This is a genomic window from Pseudomonas oryzagri (assembly GCF_020831405.1).
Lineage (GTDB): Bacteria > Pseudomonadota > Gammaproteobacteria > Pseudomonadales > Pseudomonadaceae > Geopseudomonas > Geopseudomonas oryzagri.
The window spans coordinates 361,859-381,746 of the sequence record NZ_JAJHPU010000043.1 but is presented as its reverse complement, the minus strand read 5'-3'; the positions used below and the strand labels follow the sequence as shown (position 1 = coordinate 381,746).

The 19,888-nt window shown below is 68.5% G+C and carries 20 protein-coding genes; 8 read left to right on the top strand and 12 right to left on the bottom strand.

Going from position 1 to position 19,888, the window contains the following annotated elements:
- Positions 1 to 22: 22 nt before the first annotated feature.
- The 7 genes from LMJ29_RS18395 to LMJ29_RS18365 all read right to left on the bottom strand — a co-directional run bounded on the left by LMJ29_RS18395 (position 23) and on the right by LMJ29_RS18365 (position 5,967).
- Positions 23 to 865: a peptidoglycan DD-metalloendopeptidase family protein gene (locus tag LMJ29_RS18395; RefSeq protein WP_229606972.1), complete on the bottom strand. Its 843-nt coding sequence runs from the start codon at positions 863 to 865 to the stop codon at positions 23 to 25.
- Between the two features lie 29 nt (positions 866 to 894).
- Entirely contained in the window at positions 895 to 1,530 is a 636-nt protein-coding gene (locus tag LMJ29_RS18390) for a protein-L-isoaspartate(D-aspartate) O-methyltransferase (RefSeq protein WP_229607232.1), read from the bottom strand.
- Between the two features lie 32 nt (positions 1,531 to 1,562).
- Positions 1,563 to 2,309 carry a 5'/3'-nucleotidase SurE gene (surE, locus tag LMJ29_RS18385; protein ID WP_229606971.1) on the bottom strand — a complete coding sequence of 249 codons (747 nt, stop codon included), beginning with the start codon at positions 2,307 to 2,309 and terminating at the stop codon, positions 1,563 to 1,565.
- Positions 2,297 to 3,367: a tRNA pseudouridine(13) synthase TruD gene (gene truD / locus LMJ29_RS18380; RefSeq protein ID WP_229606970.1), complete on the bottom strand. Its 1,071-nt coding sequence runs from the start codon at positions 3,365 to 3,367 to the stop codon at positions 2,297 to 2,299. Before truD ends, surE begins: the two co-directional genes overlap by 13 nt.
- On the bottom strand, positions 3,364 to 3,837 hold the full coding sequence (gene ispF / locus LMJ29_RS18375; protein WP_229606969.1) for a 2-C-methyl-D-erythritol 2,4-cyclodiphosphate synthase: 474 nt from the start codon (positions 3,835 to 3,837) through the stop codon (positions 3,364 to 3,366). Before ispF ends, truD begins: the two co-directional genes overlap by 4 nt.
- Positions 3,838 to 3,925: 88 nt before the next feature.
- A complete protein-coding gene (gene fghA, locus LMJ29_RS18370; protein WP_229606968.1) occupies positions 3,926 to 4,771 on the bottom strand; it encodes an S-formylglutathione hydrolase in 846 nt (281 codons plus the stop codon).
- Between the two features lie 83 nt (positions 4,772 to 4,854).
- A complete protein-coding gene (locus tag LMJ29_RS18365; protein ID WP_229606967.1) occupies positions 4,855 to 5,967 on the bottom strand; it encodes an S-(hydroxymethyl)glutathione dehydrogenase/class III alcohol dehydrogenase in 1,113 nt (370 codons plus the stop codon).
- Positions 5,968 to 6,130: 163 nt separating this feature from the next.
- On the opposite strand from LMJ29_RS18365, the gene LMJ29_RS18360 reads away from it, so the two are divergent.
- A complete protein-coding gene (locus LMJ29_RS18360) occupies positions 6,131 to 7,027 on the top strand; it encodes a LysR family transcriptional regulator (RefSeq protein WP_229606966.1) in 897 nt (298 codons plus the stop codon).
- 5 nt (positions 7,028 to 7,032) lie between these two features.
- On the opposite strand, the gene LMJ29_RS18355 is transcribed toward LMJ29_RS18360, so the two are convergent.
- Both LMJ29_RS18355 and LMJ29_RS18350 read right to left on the bottom strand, forming a co-directional pair.
- Positions 7,033 to 7,746: a tellurite resistance TerB family protein gene (locus LMJ29_RS18355; protein WP_229606965.1), complete on the bottom strand. Its 714-nt coding sequence runs from the start codon at positions 7,744 to 7,746 to the stop codon at positions 7,033 to 7,035.
- A gap of 94 nt (positions 7,747 to 7,840) precedes the next feature.
- Positions 7,841 to 8,947, bottom strand: coding sequence for an NADH:flavin oxidoreductase/NADH oxidase (locus tag LMJ29_RS18350; protein WP_229606964.1), 1,107 nt, complete (start codon positions 8,945 to 8,947; stop codon positions 7,841 to 7,843).
- Positions 8,948 to 9,344: 397 nt separating this feature from the next.
- Here LMJ29_RS18350 and ydcS point away from each other — a divergent pair, with 397 nt between their 5' ends.
- The 3 genes from ydcS to LMJ29_RS18335 all read left to right on the top strand — a co-directional run bounded on the left by ydcS (position 9,345) and on the right by LMJ29_RS18335 (position 12,957).
- The gene (gene ydcS, locus LMJ29_RS18345) at positions 9,345 to 10,496 is read left to right on the top strand and encodes a putative ABC transporter substrate-binding protein YdcS (protein ID WP_229606963.1); all 1,152 of its coding nucleotides are present in this window, start codon (positions 9,345 to 9,347) and stop codon (positions 10,494 to 10,496) included.
- A 400-nt stretch (positions 10,497 to 10,896) separates the two neighbouring features.
- On the top strand, positions 10,897 to 12,321 hold the full coding sequence (locus LMJ29_RS18340) for a gamma-aminobutyraldehyde dehydrogenase (protein WP_229606962.1): 1,425 nt from the start codon (positions 10,897 to 10,899) through the stop codon (positions 12,319 to 12,321).
- 159 nt (positions 12,322 to 12,480) lie between these two features.
- Positions 12,481 to 12,957, top strand: a complete 477-nt coding sequence (locus tag LMJ29_RS18335) for an ester cyclase (protein ID WP_229606961.1) — start codon at positions 12,481 to 12,483, stop codon at positions 12,955 to 12,957.
- Positions 12,958 to 12,993: 36 nt separating this feature from the next.
- Here LMJ29_RS18335 and recJ read toward each other — a convergent pair whose 3' ends face one another.
- Entirely contained in the window at positions 12,994 to 14,709 is a 1,716-nt protein-coding gene (recJ, locus tag LMJ29_RS18330) for a single-stranded-DNA-specific exonuclease RecJ (RefSeq protein ID WP_229606960.1), read from the bottom strand.
- A 38-nt stretch (positions 14,710 to 14,747) separates the two neighbouring features.
- The gene (locus LMJ29_RS18325; protein WP_229606959.1) at positions 14,748 to 15,275 is read right to left on the bottom strand and encodes a winged helix DNA-binding protein; all 528 of its coding nucleotides are present in this window, start codon (positions 15,273 to 15,275) and stop codon (positions 14,748 to 14,750) included.
- 179 nt (positions 15,276 to 15,454) lie between these two features.
- Between LMJ29_RS18325 and LMJ29_RS18320 the strand changes: the two genes are divergently transcribed.
- From LMJ29_RS18320 to LMJ29_RS18305, 4 genes are all read left to right on the top strand, one after another.
- Positions 15,455 to 16,204 (top strand): 5-oxoprolinase subunit PxpA, encoded by a 750-nt coding sequence (locus tag LMJ29_RS18320; RefSeq protein WP_229606958.1) that lies wholly within the window; start codon positions 15,455 to 15,457, stop codon positions 16,202 to 16,204.
- On the top strand, positions 16,201 to 16,902 hold the full coding sequence (locus LMJ29_RS18315) for a 5-oxoprolinase subunit B family protein (protein WP_229606957.1): 702 nt from the start codon (positions 16,201 to 16,203) through the stop codon (positions 16,900 to 16,902). Before LMJ29_RS18320 ends, LMJ29_RS18315 begins: the two co-directional genes overlap by 4 nt.
- Positions 16,899 to 17,855, top strand: a complete 957-nt coding sequence (locus tag LMJ29_RS18310) for a 5-oxoprolinase subunit C family protein (RefSeq protein ID WP_229606956.1) — start codon at positions 16,899 to 16,901, stop codon at positions 17,853 to 17,855. The genes LMJ29_RS18315 and LMJ29_RS18310 overlap by 4 nt, the downstream gene beginning before the upstream one ends.
- Positions 17,856 to 17,994: 139 nt before the next feature.
- On the top strand, positions 17,995 to 19,221 hold the full coding sequence (locus LMJ29_RS18305) for an NRAMP family divalent metal transporter (protein WP_229606955.1): 1,227 nt from the start codon (positions 17,995 to 17,997) through the stop codon (positions 19,219 to 19,221).
- 24 nt (positions 19,222 to 19,245) lie between these two features.
- On the opposite strand, the gene LMJ29_RS18300 is transcribed toward LMJ29_RS18305, so the two are convergent.
- Positions 19,246 to 19,788, bottom strand: a complete 543-nt coding sequence (locus tag LMJ29_RS18300) for a YaeQ family protein (protein WP_229606954.1) — start codon at positions 19,786 to 19,788, stop codon at positions 19,246 to 19,248.
- Positions 19,789 to 19,888 lie beyond the last annotated feature (100 nt).

Here is a 19,888-nt window from a genome sequence, read left to right as displayed (position 1 = left end):
GCTATCGGCAAAAGGTGACAGGTCAGCGACGCGGCAGGTATTGCAATGGGTCTACGGGTTTTCCCTGACGGCGAATCTCGAAATGCAGTTTGACCCGGTCCGTCCCCGTTGATCCCATTTCGGCAATCTTCTCCCCGGCCTTGACCCGCTGCCCCTCCCGAACCAACAACCTACGGTTATGACCGTAGGCGCTGACGTAAGTGTCGCTATGCTTAATGATAACGAGCTCGCCGTATCCCCTGAGTCCACTTCCCGCGTACACCACACTCCCAGTCGACGCGGCGTAAACAGGCTGTCCCAAGTCGCCGGCTATATCAATACCTTTATTCAAACTACTGTTTGAGGAAAACAGGCCGATCACTTGCCCATTGGCCGGCCATCCCCAGCCACTCGGGGATATCGCCGCCGGTGCGCTGCTGACGGAAGTTGCCGAACCGGCGGACTGGGCCGGCGAAGTGACGACGACCGGGGCAACTGCCGTGGTGGGCTGGGTGGGCGTCGCTGCCGGGGCCGCAGCAACGGCCGGCGTCACCGGGGTAACCGCCGCGGCTGGCGCTTTCGACGCCTTGGAATTGCCGAAGCGGATCACCTGCCCGACCCGAAGGCTGTATGGCGGCTCGATGCCGTTGTACTGGGCGAGAGGCTGCCAGTCCCAGCCATGGCGGTTGGCGATCGAGTACAGGGTGTCGCCACGGCGCACGCGGTATTGCCCCTGGGTCACCGGCTGGCGGGTCGGGGCGGCGGTCGGGCGCGTTTCGATACTCTGACTGGTACCGCTGGAAGTCGCACACCCCGCCAGCGCGCCCAGCAGCAGGCTCGCGCAGATGCCGCCGCACAGGCGCAGGGACAGGAAAGAATTTCGCATCGATTTTTCCGTAAAACAGGGAATGCGGATCAGAACACCGTACCACTCAGCAGGGGGACGAAGCGCACGGAATCGAGAACTTGGCGGGTGAAACCGGCGCCCTCGCGGACGATCAACATCAATTGCTGCTCGTCGCCGCTACCGACCGGGATCACCAGGCGTCCGCCCGGAGCCAGTTGATCGAGCAGCGCCTGCGGTACCTGGGCAGCGGCGGCGGTGACTATGATGCCGTTGTACGGCGCCAGCGCCGGCCAGCCTTCCCAGCCATCGCCCCATCGGAAGACAACGTTGCGCAGATTGAGTTCGAGCAGCCGTTCCTTGGCGCGGTCCTGCAACGGCTGGATGCGCTCGACGGAGAACACCCGCTCAACCAACTGGGACAGCACCGCGGTCTGATAGCCGGAGCCGGTGCCGATCTCCATCACCTTGTCCAGCGGGCCACCGGCCAGCAGCAACTCGGTCATGCGCGCCACCATGAACGGCTGCGAGATGGTCTGGTTGTGGCCGATCGGCAGGGCGGTGTCCTCGTACGCGCGATGGGCGAGCGCCTCGTCGACGAACAGATGCCGCGGCGTACGCCGGATGACCTCGAGCACGTGGGCATTGCTCAACCCCTCCTCGTACAGGCGCTGGATCAGGCGCTCGCGGGTACGCTGGGAGGTCATGCCGATGCCGCGGCGCTGCAGGTCGTCCGTAATCAAAGCAGGTTCTCCAGGATACTCAGGCCGCGGAAGGCTTCGTGGAAGGTCCGATCCAGTTGCAACGGGGTGATCGATACATAGCCCTGCATCACCGCGTGGAAGTCGGTGCCCGCTCCGCCATCCTCGGCATCGCCGGCTGCCGAGATCCAGTAGCCTTCCTTGCCGCGCGGATTGACCACCTTGACCGGCGCCGCCGCTCGGGCACGGTGGCCGAGACGGGTCAGCTGCACACCGCGGATACGCTCCAGCGGCAGGTTGGGGATATTGACGTTGAGTACCGTGCGCGGCGGCAGGTCGAGCTGCTCGTGCGCTTCGACCAGGCGGCGGGCGATATGCGCGGCGGCCGGCAGGTTGTCCGGCAGGCGCGACAGCAGCGAGAAGGCGAACGCCGGCTTGTCGAGAAAACGGCCTTCCAGCGCGGCCGCCACCGTGCCGGAATACAGCACGTCGTCGCCGAGATTGGCGCCCAGGTTGATCCCCGACACCACCATGTCCGGGATGTACTCGAGGAGGCCGTTGAGTCCCAGGTGCACGCAGTCGGTAGGCGTACCGTTGACGCTGATGAAACCATTGCCTAGGCGCTGGGGATGCAAGGGGCGGTCGAGAGTCAGCGAGCTGCTCGCGCCGCTGCGGTCGGCATCGGGAGCGATCACCACGCACTCCGCGTAGTCGGCCAGTACGTCGTGCAGCGCAACTATCCCGGGGGCGTATACGCCGTCATCGTTGGCGATCAATAAGCGCATGGGGTTTCCGTAGGTCCATTCGGCATCAGCCGGACGAGTTCGCGCACCACCACGGTTGCGAAACAGCCAGCCGGCAGGACGAATTCCAGTTGCAGGGTGTCAGTGCCGTGATAATGCCATGCCAGGTCGCCGATGGGGAGCCGCAGGATGCGCCGCTCCTGCTCGAGATCGGCATTTGCCAGCCAGTTCACCAAGGCCGCGTGCTCGTTGCGCACCTGCTGCTCGAGAGCCAGCGTCGCCCCTGCGGTCGACGGCTCGCCGCGGCCGAACAACGGCCCGGTGGGATGCAGGTCCAGCGCGGCCAGACGCGGATCGGCGCACTCGGTCTCGCCGGCCAGGAAGTGGCTGCGACTGTCGGTGAACGCCAGCAGGTCGCCGGGACGGGCATGGTTCCAGCTGCCCTCGGCCACCCGTGCCGCCAGCACCCGGTTGAACAGATGGCTGCGCGCCGCCGACAGCACCCGCGAGCGGCGGTTGCGCTGCTCTGGCAGGCTGCCCTGCGCCGCCCAGTGGCGCGCCTCGTGCAGGTTGCCGCCGTCGAAGCCGAAACGCTGCAGGCCGAAGTAGTTCGGCACCCCGCCGGCGGCGATTTGCGCGAGGCGTTCCTCCAGCGCCGCATGATCGGCCTGCAGGGCGGTCAGGCGGATGATGAAGCCGTTGGCGGCATGGGCGCCGCGCTGCAACTTGCGCGAATGGCGGGTGCGCTCGAGGATGCGCAGGTCATCGCCCTCGGCGGCGGCCAGATCGGGATCGGCCTTGCCCGGCAGGTGCAGGCTGAACCACTGGCGGGTCAGCGCCTGGCGATCCTTGAGCCCCGCGTAGCTGATCGCCTTGAGCGGTACGCCGGCGGCACGGGCGATCCGCCGCGCGGCCTCCTCGGTGTTGAGATTGCGCTTCTCCACCCACAGCCAGAGGTGTTCGCCGCTGCCGGACAGCGGGATGTCGAGCACCTCGTTGACCTGGAAGTCCTCGGCCGTGTGCTTGAGCAGCGCGGAGCCGCAGGGCGCGCCCCAGGCGGTCGGGCCGAGCAGGGCCAGTTCGTCGAGAACCTCGCTCATCGCGGCAGCAGCAGGGCCACCGCATGCACGGCGATGCCCTCCTCGCGGCCGGTGAAGCCGAGCTTCTCGGTGGTGGTGGCCTTGACGTTGACCGCGTCGAGCTCGACCTGCAGGTCGGCGGCGATATGGGCGCGCATGGCCTCGATGTGCGGCGCCATCTTCGGCGCCTGGGCGACTATGGTGGCGTCGACGTTGCCGACCCGCCAACCCTTGTTCTGCACCAGACCGACCACGTGGCGCAGCAGGGCACGGCTGTCGGCGCCCTTGAATTGCGGGTCGGTATCCGGAAAGTGGCGGCCGATGTCACCGAGCGCCGCGGCGCCGAGCAGCGCATCGCTCAGCGCATGCAGCAGCACGTCGCCGTCGGAGTGGGCGATGAGCCCGAACTTGTGGGGGATGCGCACGCCGCCGAGGGTGATGAACTCGCCCTCGCCGAAGCGATGCACGTCGTAGCCGTGGCCGATACGCATATGGAAAAACGCCCTGGAAAAGTCAGGGCGCAATTCTACAGGACAGGCCGCTACTCCCCCTAGGGGCGAGTCCCGCCCGTGAAGGCACTCAACCGGTCAGCGCCGCCGCATGATGGCGCAGGTGATCGTCGATGAAGCTGGCGATGAAGTAGTAGCTGTGGTCGTAGTCCGGCTGCAGGCGCAGGGTCAGCGGATGACCGGCCGCCTCGGCGGTGGCACGCAACACCTCGGGCTTGAGCTGGCTGTTCAGGAAACTGTCGGCCTCGCCCTGGTCGACCAGGATCGGCAGACGCTCGCTGGCCGCGATCAGCAGCGCGCAGGCGTCCCACTCGCGCCAGGCATCGCGGTCGTCGCCGAGGAAACGCGAGAGGGCCTTCTCGCCCCACGGGCAGTTGCTCGGATTGCCGATCGGCGCGAAGGCCGACAGCGACAGATAGCGCCCGGGATTGCGCAGGGCGCAGACCAGTGCGCCGTGGCCGCCCATGGAATGGCCGCTGATGCCGCGCTTGTCGCTGACCGGGAAATTCGCCTCGACCAGCGCCGGCAGCTCGTGCACCACATAGTCGTGCATCTGGTAGTGCTGCGCCCAGGGCTGCTCGGTGGCGTTCAGGTAGAAACCGGCACCCAGGCCGAAATCCCAGGCGCCATCCGGATCGCCGGGCACGTCCGCACCACGCGGACTGGTGTCCGGCGCCACGATGACCAAGCCCAGCTCGGCGGCCAGGCGCTGGGCACCGGCCTTCTGCATGAAGTTCTCGTCGGTGCAGGTCAGACCGCTCAGCCAGTAGAGCACCGGCAGTTTCGCGCCCTGCCCCGCCTGCGGCGGCAGGTAGACGGCGAACACCATGTCGCAGGCGAGGGTGGAAGAACGGTGGCGGTAACGGTTGTGCCAGCCGCCGAAGCTTTTCTGGCTGGAGAGCAGTTCGAGGGTCATGGGCGGTTCCTTAGCGGAGTCCTGAAACGGAACGCCCACGCAATGGCGTGGGCGCGGTCATCGAGAGGCAGGCGCCGTCCCACTCAGAAGTGGATGACGGTGCGGATGCTCTTGCCCTCGTGCATCAGGTCGAACGCCTGGTTGATGTCCTCCAGCCCCATGGTGTGGGTGATGAAGGTGTCCAGGGGGATTTCGCCGCTCTGCGCTTTCGCCACGTAGCTCGGCAGCTCGCTGCGGCCCTTCACGCCGCCGAAGGCGCTGCCGCGCCAGACGCGGCCGGTGACCAGCTGGAACGGCCGGGTGCTGATCTCGGCGCCGGCCGGGGCCACGCCGATGATGGTCGACTCCCCCCAGCCCTTGTGGCAGCACTCCAGCGCCGCGCGCATCAGCTGCACGTTGCCGATGCACTCGAAACTGTAGTCCACGCCGCCGTCGGTCATCTCGACGATGACGTTCTGGATCGGCTTGTCATGGTCCTTCGGATTGACGAAGTCGGTGAGACCGAGCTCGCGGGCCACGGCTTCCTTGGCCGGATTGATGTCGATGCCGATGATGCGGCTGGCCTTGGCCATCTTGGCGCCGATGATCGCCGCCAGGCCGATGCCGCCCAGGCCGAAGATCGCCACGGTGGCGCCCTCCTCCACCTTGGCGGTGTTGAGCACCGCGCCGATGCCGGTGGTCACGCCGCAGCCGAGCAGGCAGACCTTCTCCAGCGGCGCCTCATTGGGGATCTTGGCCAAGGAGACTTCCGGCAGCACGGTGTACTCGGAGAAGGTCGAGCAGCCCATGTAGTGGTAGACCGGCTCGCCGTTGTAGGAGAAGCGGCTAGTCCCGTCGGGCATCAGACCCTTGCCCTGGGTGGCGCGCACCGAGCTGCACAGGTTGGTCTTGCCGGACTTGCAGAACTTGCACTGGCCGCACTCGGCGGTGTACAGCGGGATCACATGGTCGCCGACCTGCAGGGAGGTGACGCCCTCGCCCACCGCCTCGACGATACCGCCGCCCTCGTGGCCGAGGATGCAGGGGAACACGCCCTCGCTGTCCTGCCCCGACAGGGTATAGGCATCGGTGTGGCAGACGCCGGTGGCGACGATGCGCACCAGCACCTCGCCCTTCTGCGGCGGCGCCACGTCCACCTCGACGATCTGCAGCGGCTGGTTGGGGGCGAAGGCTACGGCGGCACGCGACTTGATCATGCGCAACTCCTTGGAACGCTGACGGAAACGGCGCAGCGGCGAACCGCCACTGCGCCCAGAATAGCGAAAAGTGTAGATCACCTCAGAATGGCGAGTAATCGGCGTTCAGGCAAAATATTATTGCCGTACAGGGATAATCCCTCCCTACACCCAAGGAGTTGCCATGAATCGCTGGGAAGGCCTGGACGAGTTTGTCGCCGTGGCCGAATGCGGCCAGTTCACCGCCGCCGCCGAGCGTCTCGGCGTGTCCTCCTCGCACGTCAGCCGGCAGATCGCCCGCCTCGAGGAGTGCCTGCAGAGTCGCCTGCTCTACCGCAGCACCCGCAAGGTCAGCCTGACCGAGGCCGGGCAGACCTTCCTGCAGCACTGCCGCAACCTGATCGATGCCCGCGACGAGGCCTGGCGCGCCGTCAGCGACCTGTCCGCCGAGCCCAAGGGCCTGCTGCGCATGACCTGCGCGGTGGCCTATGGCGAGCGCTTCGTGGTGCCGCTGGTCAACGAGTTCATGAGTCTGCATCCCCAGCTGAGCGTCGACATCCAGCTGACCAACCGTCCCCTCGACCTGCTCCACGAGGGTCTCGACCTCGCCATCCGCCTCGGCCGCCTCAGCGAAGCCCGGCTGGTCGCCACCCGTCTGGCACCGCGCGAGATGTACCTGTGCGCGGCGCCGGCCTACCTCGAGCGCGCCGGGGCACCGCAGAGCCTGGCCGAGCTGGGTCGCCACAACTGCCTGGTCGGCAGCAGCGATCTGTGGAGCTTCGCCGAGAACGGCGGGGAAACCCAGCTGCGGGTGCAGGGCAACTGGCGCTGCAACAGCGGCGTAGCGGTGCTCGACGCGGCGCTGCGCGGCTTCGGCCTGTGCCAGCTGCCCGACTACTACGTGCGGGAGCACCTGAAAAGCGGCGCGCTGGTCTCCCTGCTGGAACAGCACCGCCCGCCGAACACTGCGGTGTGGGCGCTGCATCCGCCGCAGCGCAACCTGTCGCCCAAGGTGCGCCAGCTGGTGGACTTCCTCCGGCAACGGCTGGGCGAATTGCCGGAGTACCGCAGCGCCGGCTGAGCGACCTACGGCGTCTGCTGCACCTGACGCTCCAGTTCGGCACGCAAGGCGGGATCGAGACGCAACTGGCGGGCCAGTTCGTCCAGGTAGGCGCGCTCCATGAAGCTCTGCTCATCCACCACCAGCAGGCTGGCCAGATACATCTCCGCCGCCATCTCCGGGGTCTGCGCGGCGCGCGCCACCGCCACCGGATCCAGCGGCTGGTGCAGTTCGTTGTCGATCCACTGCAACAGCTGCGGATCCTGACTGAGCTTGGCCACCTCGGCGTCGATCAGCTGGCGCTCGCGCTCGTCGATATGGCCATCGGCCTTGGCCGCCGCGATCAGCGCGCGCAGGATCGCATGGCTGTGCTGCTCAGCCTGCTGCGGCGGCAGCCGGTCGATGGTCTGCGGGGCGGCACCGGCGGGCTGAGCCGCGCTGCCCTGCTGTTGCTGCCAGTTGCTGTAGGCCTTGTAGGCCATCACCCCGAGGGCCGCCAGACCACCGTAGGTCAGCGCCTTGCCACCGTACTTGCGCGTCTTCTTGCTGCCCAGCAGCAGGCTGAGGGCGCCCGCGGCGAAGGTACTGCTGGCTGCGCCGGAGAGCAGGCTGTCGAGGCCGCCACGCGTGTCACCACCCTTGCCAGCGGCCTGCCGCCCCTCCGGGCGAGCCGAACCCGACTTGCCCAGCAAATCAGGCGCGGCCTTGAGCAACTGGTCGAGCAGACTGCGAGTGTCCATGGTCATCCTCCTGTGAAGATCAGTCGATTATGCCGGGCAGCTCGCCGGGGCAACGCCCGGCGGCGGCACAAAACTGCAAGCGGATATGACGGCCTCAGTCGAGATCCTCGCCCAGCTCGCGGATCGGCGTGTCGCGCTGCGCGGCGCGCACGTACTGCGGCGGCCACGGCAGGCGATGGCCGAGCGCCTCGGCGGCGTGCAACGGCCAATAGGGATCGCGCAGCAGCTCGCGGGCCATCAGCACCAGATCGGCCTGCTCGCTGCGCAGCACGTGCTCGGCCTGCGCCGGTTCGGTGATCAGGCCGACCGCGCCGGTGGGGATGCCGGCCTCGTGGCGCACCCGCTCGGCGAAGCGCGACTGATAGCCCGGACCCACCGGGATCTGCGCGTTGGGCGCCAGGCCGCCGGAGGAGACGTCGATCAGGTCGACGCCGTGCTCCTTGAGCAGTGCGCTCAGCTCGACGGTGTCCCGCTCGTGCCAGCCGCCGTCCAGCCAGTCGGTAGCCGACAGGCGCACCAACAGCGGCAGTTCGGCCGGCCACACCGCGCGCACCGCGTCGACCACCTCCAGCAGCAGGCGGGTACGGTTGGCGAAGCTGCCGCCGTACTCGTCGTCGCGCTGGTTGCTCAGCGGCGAGAGGAACTGGTGCAGCAGGTAGCCGTGGGCGGCGTGCACCTCGACCACCTTGAAGCCGGCCTTGAGCGCGCGTTCGGCGGCGCGGGCGAAATCCTGCACCAGCGCGGCGATCTGCTCGCGGGTCAGGGCCTGCGGGACGTGATGGTTGGTATCGAAGGCCAGCGCCGACGGCGCCAGCGGCGTCCAGCCGCCCTGCTCCAGCGGCACCGAGCCGGCCTTGCCCTCCCACGGCCGCCAGGTACCGGCCTTGCGCCCGGCGTGCGCCAGCTGGATGCCGGCCACCGAGCCCTGGCTGTCGATGAAGCGGGTGATGCGCCGCAGCGGCTCGATCTGCGCGTCGTCCCACAATCCCAGGCAATGCGGGCTGATGCGCCCCTCCGGGGTGACCCCGGTGGCCTCGACGAGGATCAGCCCGGCGCCGCCGGTGGCGCGGCTGCCCAGGTGGACCAGGTGCCAGTCGTTGGCCAGGCCGTCGCGGGCACTGTACTGGCACATCGGCGACACCACGATGCGATTGGGCAGGGTCAGTTGCCGCAGGGTCAGCGGCTGGAACAGCTGGATCATGGCGGGGCTCCACAGGTAGTCCGTTATCCAGCGGATATGGCACCACCGGCGCAGAGAATCAAGGCCCACCGCGGATGGCTCCCAACCTGCGGCCCGGCCTTCGATAAAAAAGAACCATCGCCCCGGCATTCCACAAACCATACTCAACCCATCGTCGCTGCCCGGCCACGCCACCATGCCGACCCTGCGCCCGATTCGCTGTTTCATCGCCGTCCCCCAGACCGGCGCCACCTCCCGCGCCCGGGCGGTGTTCATCTCCCCGCCCCGCGATGCGCTGCAGGCCCATCGCGTGGTGCGCCACCGCATGGCCCGTCATGGAAAGCTGCCCTGACCGCCGGCCACCGCTGTCCCGACATTCACCGCCCCGACCACAACGAAACAACAAGAGGGAACCATGATGTCCACGCGTAAAACCGCATTGCTCGGCGCGCTCAGCGCCGCCCTGCTGGCCGCCGGCGTCGTCCAGGCGGCGGAGCCGCTCAAGGCCCTGGGTAAGAACGAAGGCCAGCTCGACATCATCGCCTGGCCCGGCTACATCGAGCGCGGCGACACCGACAAGAACTACGACTGGGTGACCGGCTTCGAGAAGGCCAGCGGCTGCAAGGTCAACGTCAAGACCGCGGCGACCTCCGACGAGATGGTCAGCCTGATGACCAAGGGCGGCTACGACCTGGTCACCGCCTCGGGCGACGCCTCGCTGCGCCTGATCCATGGCAAGCGCGTGCAACCGGTCAACCTGGCGCTGATCCCCAACTGGAAGAACGTCGACGAGCGCCTGAAGAACGGCGCCTGGCATGTGGTCGACGGCCAGCACTACGGCACGCCCTATCAGTGGGGCCCGAACGTGCTGATGTACAACACCAACGTGTTCAAGCAGCCGCCGACCAGCTGGAAGGTGGTGTTCGAGGAGATGACCCTGCCCGACGGCAAGTCCAACAAGGGGCGCATCCAGGCCTACGACGGGCCGATCTACATCGCCGACGCGGCGCTCTACCTGAAGGCCACCCGGCCGGAATTGGGCATCCAGGACCCCTACCTGCTCACCGAGGCACAGTACGCCGCCACCCTCGAGCTACTGCGCCGCCAGCACGCCCTGGCGCACCGCTACTGGCATGACGCCACCGTGCAGATGTCCGACTTCAAGAACGAGGGGGTGGTCGCCTCCAGCTCCTGGAAGTACCAGGTCAACGCCCTGCAGGGCGAGAAGCAGCCGATCGCCTCGGTGGTGCCGAGCGAAGGGGCCACCGGCTGGGCCGACACCACCATGCTGCACGCCGAGGCCAAGCACCCCAACTGTGCCTACGCCTGGATGAACTGGTCGCTGGAGCCCAAGCTGCAGGGCGACCTGGCCGCCTGGTTCGGCTCGGTGCCGGCGGTACCGGCGGCGTGCACGGGCAACGCCCTGCTGACCGACGAAGGCTGCAAGACCAACGGCTTCGACAACTTCGACAAGATCGCCTTCTGGAAGACCCCGCAGGCCGAGGGCGGCAAGTACGTGCCCTACAGCCGCTGGACCCAGGACTACATCGCCATCATGGGCGGCCGCTGAACGCCGGCCTGGCGGCTGCGGCGCAGGCCTGATCGGTGCCTGGGCAATGCTCGGCCAGTGGCCGCAAGGCCACTGGCCTTCTGTCCGGACGCCCGGCCCCTGGGCGGCCGCCAGGACGGCGCGCAGGCCTTCGTCCTGTCGCCCGACGCCATCGTCGCGCCCCATCCCCGCCGGCCAGCAACGGTCCCTGCCGATCGGGCGGCTCGACCTACGGGCGCGACCGCGCGACGTGCCGGAGCGCCAGGGGCGGCCATGCTGGTGATACGGCCGCGCCTCGGCGCCGTTTACCCGAGTCGGGACAGCGAAACGGTGGCCGGCAGCGGCCCGTGACTTTTTCGGCGGACCGGCCAGGGCCGCCGGCACGGACAACATCCACGAGAATTCCAAAGGAGGACTCGTCATGCAGACCAAACTGTTGATCAATGGCGAACTGGTCGCCGGTCTGGGGACGGCCCAGCCCGTGCTCAATCCCTCGCTCGGCGCGGCGCTGGTGCAGATACCCGAGGCCAGCGCCGAGCAGATCGACGCCGCCGTGCGCGCCGCCGACGCCGCCTTCGACGGCTGGGCGCAGACCCCGCCTAGGGACCGCGCGGCCCTGCTGCTGGCGCTGGCCGACGCCATCGACGCCCATGCCGACGAACTGGCCCGCCTGGAGTCGCAGAACTGCGGCAAGCCCTACGCCGCCGTGCGCAACGACGAGCTGCCGGCCATCGCCGACGTGTTCCGCTTCTTCGCCGGCGCCAGCCGCTGCCTGCAGGGCTCCGCCGCCGGCGAGTACCTGCCCGGCCATACCTCGATGATCCGCCGCGACCCGATCGGTGTGGTCGCCTCCATCGCGCCCTGGAACTACCCGCTGATGATGGCCGCCTGGAAGCTCGCCCCGGCGCTGGCCGCCGGCAACTGCGTGGTGCTCAAGACCTCCGAGCAGACCCCGCTGACCGCCCTGCGCCTGGGCGAGCTGATCGCCGCCCTCTTCCCCGCCGGGGTGGTCAACATCGTGTTCGGCCGCGGCGCCAGCGTCGGCGAGACGCTGGTCAACCACGCCAAGGTGCGCATGGTGTCGCTGACCGGCTCCATTCCCACCGGCGCGAAGATCATCGCCAGCACCGCGGCCAGCGTGAAACGCATGCACATGGAGCTGGGCGGCAAGGCGCCGGTGCTGATCTTCGACGACGCCGACATCGACGCCGCCGTGGAGGGCATCCGCGTGTTCGGCTTCTACAACGCCGGGCAGGACTGCACCGCCGCCTGCCGCATCTACGCGCAGAAGGGCATCTACGAGAAGTTCGTTGCCAAGCTGGCCGCCGCCGTCGGCTCGATCAAGCACGGCCTGCAGGACGATCCGGCCACCGAGCTCGGCCCGCTGATCACCGACCTGCACCGCGAACGGGTAGCCGGCTTCGTCGAGCGTGCCAGCGCGCAGCCGCACATTGACGTGGTCACCGGCGGCAAGCCGGCCGGCGGCGCCGGCTTCTTCTTCCTGCCCACGGTGCTGGCCGGCGCCCGCCAGGAGGACGAGATCGTCTGCCGCGAAGTGTTCGGTCCGGTGGTCTCGGTCACCCGCTTCGACGACGAGGCGCAGGCGCTGGCCTGGGCCAACGACTCCGGCTACGGCCTGGCCTCCTCGGTGTGGACCCGCGACGTCGGCCGCGCCCATCGCCTGTCCGCGCGCCTGCAGTACGGCTGCACCTGGGTCAATACCCACTTCACCCTGGTCAGCGAAATGCCCCACGGCGGCATGAAGCTTTCCGGTTACGGCAAGGACCTGTCCATGTACGGCCTGGAGGACTACACCGCCATCCGCCACGTGATGATCAAGCATTGATCCGAGCGCCGCTTAGCACGTTGTTGTAGGGGCGAATTCATTCGCCACGGGCAGCGCAGCTGTCCCTGACGATCCCAAGGGCGGGCCTGCAGTCCGTTTGGCGATTGAAATCGCCCCTACAGGATGTAACCCACGCTGCCCCCACCAGGAGCACACGCCATGCGTAATACCTTGCGTAATTTCAGCTTCATCCTGCTTTGTGCCGTCGCCGGCCTGACGCAGGCGGCGGACGACGCCAAGGCGATCGTCGACGGCTACATGGCGGCGTGGAATGCCCACGACGTCGACAAGGCCGCCAGCTTCCTCGCCGAGGACGCGGTGTACTTCGACGCCACCGTCGGCACCCCGCAGGAAGGCCGTGCCGCCGCCCGCGACAAGGTGATCAAGGTGTTCGTCAATGCCGTGCCGGACCTGACCTGGAAAATGACCAGCGCCCCCATCGTCAGTCCCGACGGCATCGCCTTCCAATGGGAGTTCGCCGGTACCAACACCGGCGCCTGGAATGCGGAAACCCCGGCCACTGGCAAGCCGCTGAAGTTCCAGGGGGTCAGCTTCGTGCGCGTCAAGGATGGCAAGATCGTCTACCAGGGCGACTACTACGACGCCCTGGGCTTCAACAAGCAGCTCGGCTGGTAAGCCGCCCGCCGCCGCCCCCGGCCGGCGGCGCCTGCTTCAGCGCGGCTCGAGGTGGGCGACCATCAGCTGCACGCTCTCCTGGCCGCGGTATTCGTTGACGTCCAGCCTGTAGGCCGCCTCGACCCAGCGCACGTTGGGGTTGGGCCAGCGCTCGCGGTCGACGTTGAAGGCGATGGCGTCCAGCTGGCTGCGCCCGCACTCGGTCTTCAGCACCAGCTTGAGGTGGCGCTCGCCGACGATGCGCTGCTGGACGATCTCGAACACGCCGTGGAACAGCGGCTCGGGGAAGTGCTGGCCCCAGGGGCCGGCGTGGCGCAGCGACTGGGCGAGGTCGAGGCGGAACTCCTCGGCGGCCAGCGCGCCGTCGGTGAGCAGGCGGCCGGCCAGGTCGTCCTCGACCAGCTGGCGGCGCACCTCGGCATCGAAGGCGGCGGCGAAGGCCGGGAAATTCTCCGCCGGCAGCGACAGGCCGGCGGCCATGGCGTGGCCGCCGAACTTGGCGATCAGGCCGGGATGGCGCGCCGCCACCGCATCCAGCGCGTCGCGGATGTGGAAACCGGGGATCGAGCGCGCCGAGCCCTTGAGCACGCCGTCGCCGGCATCGGCGAAGGCGATGGTCGGCCGGTGGTAGCGCTCCTTGAGGCGCGAGGCGAGGATGCCGATCACCCCCTGGTGCCAGTCGGCGTCGAACAGACACAGGCCGAACGGCAGCTCCTCGACCTTGAGCTCCTTGAGCTGGGCCAGCGCCTCGCGCTGCATGCCCTGCTCGATGGCCTTGCGGTCGTGGTTGAGCTGATCGAGCTGCTGGGCCATGTCGCGGGCCAGCGTCTCGTCCTCGCAGAGCAGGCACTCTATCCCCAAGCTCATGTCGTCCAGACGGCCGGCGGCGTTCAGGCGCGGGCCGAGGATGAAGCCGAGATCGGTGGAGGTGATGCGCCGATGGTCGCGGCCGGCCACCTCGAGCAGCGCGCGCAGGCCCGGACGAGCCCGCCCGGCGCGGATGCGCGCCAGGCCCTGGTGGACCAGGATGCGGTTGTTGGCGTCCAGCGGCACCACGTCGGCGACGCTGCCGAGGGCCACCAGATCGAGCAGTTCGGCGAGGTTGGGCTCGGCGATCCCGCGGCGGGCGAACCAGTCCAGCTCGCGCAGCCGCGCGCGCAGGGCCAGCAGCACGTAGAAGATCACCCCGACGCCGGCCAGCGCCTTGCTCGGGAAGCTGCAGCCCGGCTGGTTGGGGTTGACGATGGCGTCGGCCGCCGGCAGCTCGGGGCCGGGCAGGTGATGGTCGGTGACCAGCACCGCGAGGCCCGCCGCCTTGGCCGCCGCCACGCCGTCGATGCTGGATATGCCGTTGTCCACGGTGACCAGCAGCTGCGGCTGTTTTTCCAGCGCCACCGCGACGATCTCCGGGGTCAGGCCGTAGCCGTACTCGAAGCGGTTGGGCACCAGGTAGTCGACCTGGGCGGCGCCGAGCATCCGCAGCGCCAGCACGCCGACACTGCTGGCGGTGGCGCCGTCGGCGTCGAAGTCGCCGACGATGAGGATGCGCTGGCGGCTCTCCAGCGCCGTCACCAGCAGCTCCACCGCGGCGTCGATGCCCTTCAGCTCGCGGTAGGGAATCAACCGCGCCAGCGCCTTGTCGAGCTCGGCGGCGGACTGCACGCCACGGGCGGCGTACAGGCGAGTCAGCAGGGGCGGCAGGTCGCCGAGATCGGGCAGCACGGACGGCAGGGGGCGGGGGACGATGCGCATCGGGAATTGGGTTCGGGACTCGACGGGGGACGGACGGATCACAGCGAGGTGGCGGCGCGGGCGGCCTGGTCGTAGACCCCGGACAGGGTCCGCAGCAGTCCGGCCAGGCGATGCAGCTCGGCGGGGTCGATCTTCAGGCTCTCGAAGGAGGATATCAGGCATTCGCCGCGGATCTCCGCGTACTCCAGGCACAGCGACCGGCCCTGTTCGGTGGTGCGGTAGAACATCTCCTTGCCCTGCTTCTCGCCTTCCACCAGGCCGAGCTTGATCAGCTTCTTCAGCGCATAGGTCACCGTGTGGGTGTCCTCGATGTTCAGCAGCAGGCACAGGTCCGCCTGGCGCTTGGCACGGTCGCGGCTGGTCAGGTTGTGCAGCACCATCACGTCGAGGGCGTTGAGCTCGGCGCCACCCGCAGCCCTCATGCACCGCTCCATCCAGCGCATGAAGGCATGGCCGGCGATGATCAGGCCGAACTCGAACTCGGACAGCTCCTGCGACTGCGCCGCCAGGTGGGCGGAGGCCACTATGGGCGAGCGCGGCGACCGGGGGGTGGGTAGATCAGCCATCGGGCATTCCATCGGGGAGGCGATTGGGGCAGGCAAGAATAACAGGAATGCGCCGTTCATCTGCAGCACGGGCGCATAGCAAATTTATGTTGACGTTTTATCAACGTTTTATCATTGTTTTACCCAGGACGTTCAATCGCCCTCCCTATCCCGCCAATAACAACCAAGGGAACCCAGCCATGAGTCGCCCGCTCCTCAACTGCGATATCGGCGAAAGCTTCGGCGCCTGGACCATGGGCCTCGACGCCGAGGTCATGCCGCATATCGACTGCGCCAACATCGCCTGCGGTTTCCACGCCGCCGATCCCTCGATCATGCGCCGCACCGTGGCCCTGGCGGTGCGGCACGAGGTGCGCATCGGCGCCCACCCCGCCTACCCCGACCTGGTCGGCTTCGGCCGCCGCTCGATGGCCTGCAGCGCGCAGGAGGTCGAGGACATGCTGCTCTACCAGATCGGCGCGCTGGACGGCATCTGCCGCGCCGAGGGCACCCGGGTCAGCTACGTCAAGCCGCACGGCGCGCTGTACAACGACATGATGCGCAAGCCCGAGCTGCTGCGCGCGGTGCTGCGCGCGGTGCGTCTCTACGATCCCTCCCTGCCGCTGATGCTGATGTCGGTGCGCGACAACAGCGCCGCCGAGGCACTGGCTGCCGAACAGGGCGTCCGGCTGTGGTTCGAGACCTTCGCCGACCGCGCCTACGATGGCGCCGGTTTCCTGGTCGCGCGCAGCCAGCCCGGTGCGGTGCACCACGACAGCGAGCAGGTGATCGCCCAGGCGCTGGCGCTGGCCAGCGGCCAGCCGCTGACCGCCAGCGACGGCAGCGTCCTGGTCCTGCGCGCCGACAGCCTGTGCGTGCACGGCGACAACGCCAGCTCGGTGGCGGCGGTGCGGCGCATCCGCGATGCACTGGACGGGCTGCCGGCATGAACCTGCGCATCGAGCCCGTCGCCATCGACTGCCTGATGCTGCGCCTGTTCGACGCCATCGACGAGGCGCACATGCCCTGGCTGCTGGCCGCCACGCAGCGCCTGCGCGAGACCTTCGGCGCGGCGCTGGTCGACCTGGTGCCCTCCTACACCACCCTGATGCTGCACTACGACCTCGAGCAACTGGACGACGGCCAGGCGCGCGCGCTGATCCAGCAGGCCCTGCGCAACCTCGAGCCGGCCAGCGCCGGCAGCGGCACCCTGCACCGTCTGCCGGTGTGGTACGACGCCAGCGTCGGCCCGGAGCTGACGCGGCTCGCCGAGCGTAGCGGCCTGGGCATCGCCGGGGTGATCGAGCGCCACAGCGGCCGCGAGTACCAGGTGTTCGCCCTCGGTTTCGCTCCCGGCTTCGCCTTCATGGGTCTGGTCGAGCCGCAACTGGCCTCGCCGCGCCTGGCCACCCCGCGCCAGCGCGTACCCGCCGGCAGCCTCGGCATCGCCGACCGCCAGACCGCCGTGTATCCCTCCGTCTCCCCGGGTGGCTGGAACCTGATCGGCCGCATGCCCATCCCGCTGTTCGATCGCGAACAGGGCCGCAGCCTGCTGCAGCCGGGTGACCGGGTGCGCTTCGAGCCGGTCGACAGAGCCGAATTCATCCGCCTGGGCGGCGACGCCAGCCCCTTCGAGGTGCAGCCATGAGCCTTGTGATCGAACGCCATGGCCTGCTGGCCACCCTGCAGGACGCCGGACGCTTCGGCGTGCGCCACCTCGGCGTCGGCCAGGGCGGAGGCGCCGACTGGATTTCCCAGCGCTGGGCCAACTGGCTGCTGGGCAATGCGCCGGACGCCGCGGTGATCGAGATCACCCTCGGCGGCTTCAGCCTGGTCGCCGAGCAGGACGTCTGTCTGGCCCTGTGCGGCGCCGACCTCGACGCGCACCTCGACGACACGCCGCTCGCCCCGTGGCGCAGCTTCGTCATCCGCAAAGGCCAGCGCCTGAGCCTCAACCAGGCGCGCCTCGGCCTGCGCGCCTACCTGGCCGCGCCGGGCGGCTTCCAGGCGCCTGCGGTGATGGGCAGCTGCGCTACGGTGGTCCGCGAAGGTCTCGGCGGCCTGCATCGCGACGGCCGGCCATTGGCCGAGGGCGAGCGCCTGAGCTGGCGCGGCACCTCGCCGGCACCGCGCGAAGTGCCGGCCGAGCGGATCCCGGCGTTGGACAGCCGTGCACCGCTGGCGGTGGTGCTCGGCGCGCAGATCGGCGACTTCGCCGGACAGAGCCTGTTCGATGCCTTCAACAGCGACTGGACGGTGGACAACCGTGCCGACCGCATGGGCGTGCGCCTGCTCGGCCCGCGCCTGGAGTGCCGGAGCCGCGACATGGTGTCGGAAGGCATCCCGCTGGGCGCCATCCAGGTGCCGGCCGACGGCCAGCCCATCGTGCTGCTCAACGACCGTCAAACCATCGGCGGCTACCCGCGCCTCGGCGCGCTCACCCCGCTGGCGGTGGCACGCCTGGCGCAGTGCCCGCCGGGCAGCGTCCTGCGCCTGAGCCCGGTCGGTCTGGAAGCCGCCCAGCGCCAGCAGCGGCAATTGCTGGCGCTCTGGCAGCACGGCCATGAAACGTCCACCGAGCAGGCCAGGCGAACCGCCTGAGTCGCCCGGAAGGAGGACAATCGACTCGAAGAGAAACGCCCACGGCCGGGACGCCGTGGCACTGGATGCAGGGATCACAACCCGAAGGCCCTGAACCACCTGCCCTCAGACCAACAAGAACTATTAAAGGTAAAGAAAAATGCAGCCCACCCAAGTCTGCTCCAGCGTCCCCCAAGCCTCGCAACGCAGCGTACTGCGCGGCGCCATCTTCCTGATGGCGACCTCGGCGATCGGCCCGGCGTTCCTCACCCAGACCTCGCTGTTCACCGAGAAATACCTGGCCAGCTTCGCCTTCGCGATCCTCATCTCGCTGCTGATCGACATCGGCGCCCAGCTCAACATCTGGCGAGTGATCAGCGTGTCCAACATGCGCGGCCAGGACGTCGCCAACCGGGTACTGCCCGGCCTCGGCCATCTGCTCACTGCCTTCATCGCCCTCGGCGGCATCGCCTTCAACATCGGCAACATCGCCGGCGCCGGCCTGGCGCTCAACGTGATCTTCGGCGTCTCGCCGCTGGTCGGCTCGCTGATCTCGGCCGTGGCATGCATTGCGATCTTTTTGGTGCGCAACGCCAGCCGGGTGATGGACGCGGTGAGCCAGCTGCTCGGCCTGCTGATGCTGGTGATGGTCGGCTACGCGGTGTTCGCCGCCAATCCGCCGGTGGCCGCGGCACTGAGCCACACCTTCGCTCCGGACGACCCGCTGATCCTGATGCTGCCGATCATCACCCTGGTGGGCGGCACCGTCGGCGGCTACATCTCCTTCGCCGGCGGCCATCGCCTGGTGGAGGCCGGCATCACCGGCGTGGAGAACGTCGGCGTGGTGACCCGCGCCGCGGTGACCGGCATCCTGACCACCGGCGCCGTGCGCATCTGCCTGTTCCTAGCCACCCTCGGCGTGGTCAGCCAGGGCCTCAAGCTCGATCCGGGTAACCCGGCCTCCTCGGTATTCGCCCACGCCCTCGGCGCGTTCGGCTACAAGGCCTTTGGCCTGGTGCTGCTGGCCGCGGCGCTGACCTCGGTGATCGGCGCCGCCTACACCAGTGTCAGCTTCCTGTACTCGCTGCACAGCAGCGTGCGCAACCACAGCCAGCGCTGGGTGGTGGCCTTCATCGTTTGCTCGACGCTGATCTACTGCCTGATTGGCAAACCGGTGCAGGTGCTGGTGGTGGCCGGCGCACTGAACGCCCTGGTCCTGCCGCTGGCGCTCGGCTGCGTGCTGTGGGCGGCGCATCAGCAGCGCATCGTCGGCAGCCACTACCAGCACCCGCGCTGGATGCTGGTGTTCGGCGTGGTGGCGATGCTGGCCACCGTGGTCGGCGTGGCGATGTCGTTCCAGTCGCTGCTGCAGTTCTGGTTCAGCTGAAACCGAACTCCAGGCGGGCGTGGCTCAGCCGCGCTCGCCGAGCAGCCACTCGACGGGCAGCTCGTGCTGGCCGCGCTCGTCGGTGACGAACAGGGTGCCCTCGCTGATCATCACGCTCCAGGAGAGCGAGCGCGGCAGGTCGCGGGCCAGCTCGGCCAGCGGCTCCTGGGGCAGCGCGGCGATGTTGAGGTTCTTCAGCGTCTTCACCGCGCTCACCACCTTGTCCTGCCAGACGCGCAGGTTGCCGTAGGTCAGCACGCTGACCCGCTCGGCGCGCCGCGAGCACCAGGTCATGCGCTCGGCATCCGGCTGGCCGACCTCGATCCAGTGCAGCACGCGGTCGTCGAGGCTCTTCTCCCACAGCGCCGGCTCGTCCACGTCGGACAGGCCGCGACCGAAGGCGACCTGCTCGTCGTACCACAGCGCGTAGGCCAAGAGACGCACGGCCAGGCGCTCCTCGGTTTCCGAGGGATGCTTGGCGACGGTGAAACGCAGGTTCTCGTAGACACCGCGATCGAGGTCGGTGAGGTTGAGTTCGACTTTGTAGGGGGTGGACTGCAGGGCCATGAGGCTTTCCGGCTGGAATGGAAAAGGTCGGCAGTGTAACCGAAAGCGCTCATGGCCCTGCAGCCGAGAAGGCTCTGGATAACAGGTGCGCCCCCGTGCA

Excerpts from the sequence above, each read along its gene's own strand:
- LMJ29_RS18360 (WP_229606966.1), top strand. The coding sequence starts at position 6,131 with ATGAATCGCTGGGAAGGCCTGGACGAGTTTGTCGCCGTGGCCGAATGC.
- truD (WP_229606970.1), bottom strand. The coding sequence starts at position 3,367 with ATGAGCGAGGTTCTCGACGAACTGGCCCTGCTCGGCCCGACCGCCTGG.
- LMJ29_RS18340 (WP_229606962.1), top strand. The coding sequence starts at position 10,897 with ATGCAGACCAAACTGTTGATCAATGGCGAACTGGTCGCCGGTCTGGGG.
- ispF (WP_229606969.1), bottom strand. The coding sequence starts at position 3,837 with ATGCGTATCGGCCACGGCTACGACGTGCATCGCTTCGGCGAGGGCGAG.
- surE (WP_229606971.1), bottom strand. The coding sequence starts at position 2,309 with ATGCGCTTATTGATCGCCAACGATGACGGCGTATACGCCCCCGGGATA.
- LMJ29_RS18305 (WP_229606955.1), top strand. The coding sequence starts at position 17,995 with ATGCAGCCCACCCAAGTCTGCTCCAGCGTCCCCCAAGCCTCGCAACGC.
- ydcS (WP_229606963.1), top strand. The coding sequence starts at position 9,345 with ATGTCCACGCGTAAAACCGCATTGCTCGGCGCGCTCAGCGCCGCCCTG.
- LMJ29_RS18395 (WP_229606972.1), bottom strand. The coding sequence starts at position 865 with ATGCGAAATTCTTTCCTGTCCCTGCGCCTGTGCGGCGGCATCTGCGCG.
- LMJ29_RS18335 (WP_229606961.1), top strand. The coding sequence starts at position 12,481 with ATGCGTAATACCTTGCGTAATTTCAGCTTCATCCTGCTTTGTGCCGTC.
- LMJ29_RS18355 (WP_229606965.1), bottom strand. The coding sequence starts at position 7,746 with ATGGACACTCGCAGTCTGCTCGACCAGTTGCTCAAGGCCGCGCCTGAT.
- LMJ29_RS18315 (WP_229606957.1), top strand. The coding sequence starts at position 16,201 with ATGAACCTGCGCATCGAGCCCGTCGCCATCGACTGCCTGATGCTGCGC.
- LMJ29_RS18320 (WP_229606958.1), top strand. The coding sequence starts at position 15,455 with ATGAGTCGCCCGCTCCTCAACTGCGATATCGGCGAAAGCTTCGGCGCC.
- LMJ29_RS18300 (WP_229606954.1), bottom strand. The coding sequence starts at position 19,788 with ATGGCCCTGCAGTCCACCCCCTACAAAGTCGAACTCAACCTCACCGAC.
- LMJ29_RS18350 (WP_229606964.1), bottom strand. The coding sequence starts at position 8,947 with ATGATCCAGCTGTTCCAGCCGCTGACCCTGCGGCAACTGACCCTGCCC.
- LMJ29_RS18390 (WP_229607232.1), bottom strand. The coding sequence starts at position 1,530 with ATGACCTCCCAGCGTACCCGCGAGCGCCTGATCCAGCGCCTGTACGAG.
- LMJ29_RS18365 (WP_229606967.1), bottom strand. The coding sequence starts at position 5,967 with ATGATCAAGTCGCGTGCCGCCGTAGCCTTCGCCCCCAACCAGCCGCTG.
- LMJ29_RS18310 (WP_229606956.1), top strand. The coding sequence starts at position 16,899 with ATGAGCCTTGTGATCGAACGCCATGGCCTGCTGGCCACCCTGCAGGAC.
- recJ (WP_229606960.1), bottom strand. The coding sequence starts at position 14,709 with ATGCGCATCGTCCCCCGCCCCCTGCCGTCCGTGCTGCCCGATCTCGGC.
- LMJ29_RS18325 (WP_229606959.1), bottom strand. The coding sequence starts at position 15,275 with ATGGCTGATCTACCCACCCCCCGGTCGCCGCGCTCGCCCATAGTGGCC.
- fghA (WP_229606968.1), bottom strand. The coding sequence starts at position 4,771 with ATGACCCTCGAACTGCTCTCCAGCCAGAAAAGCTTCGGCGGCTGGCAC.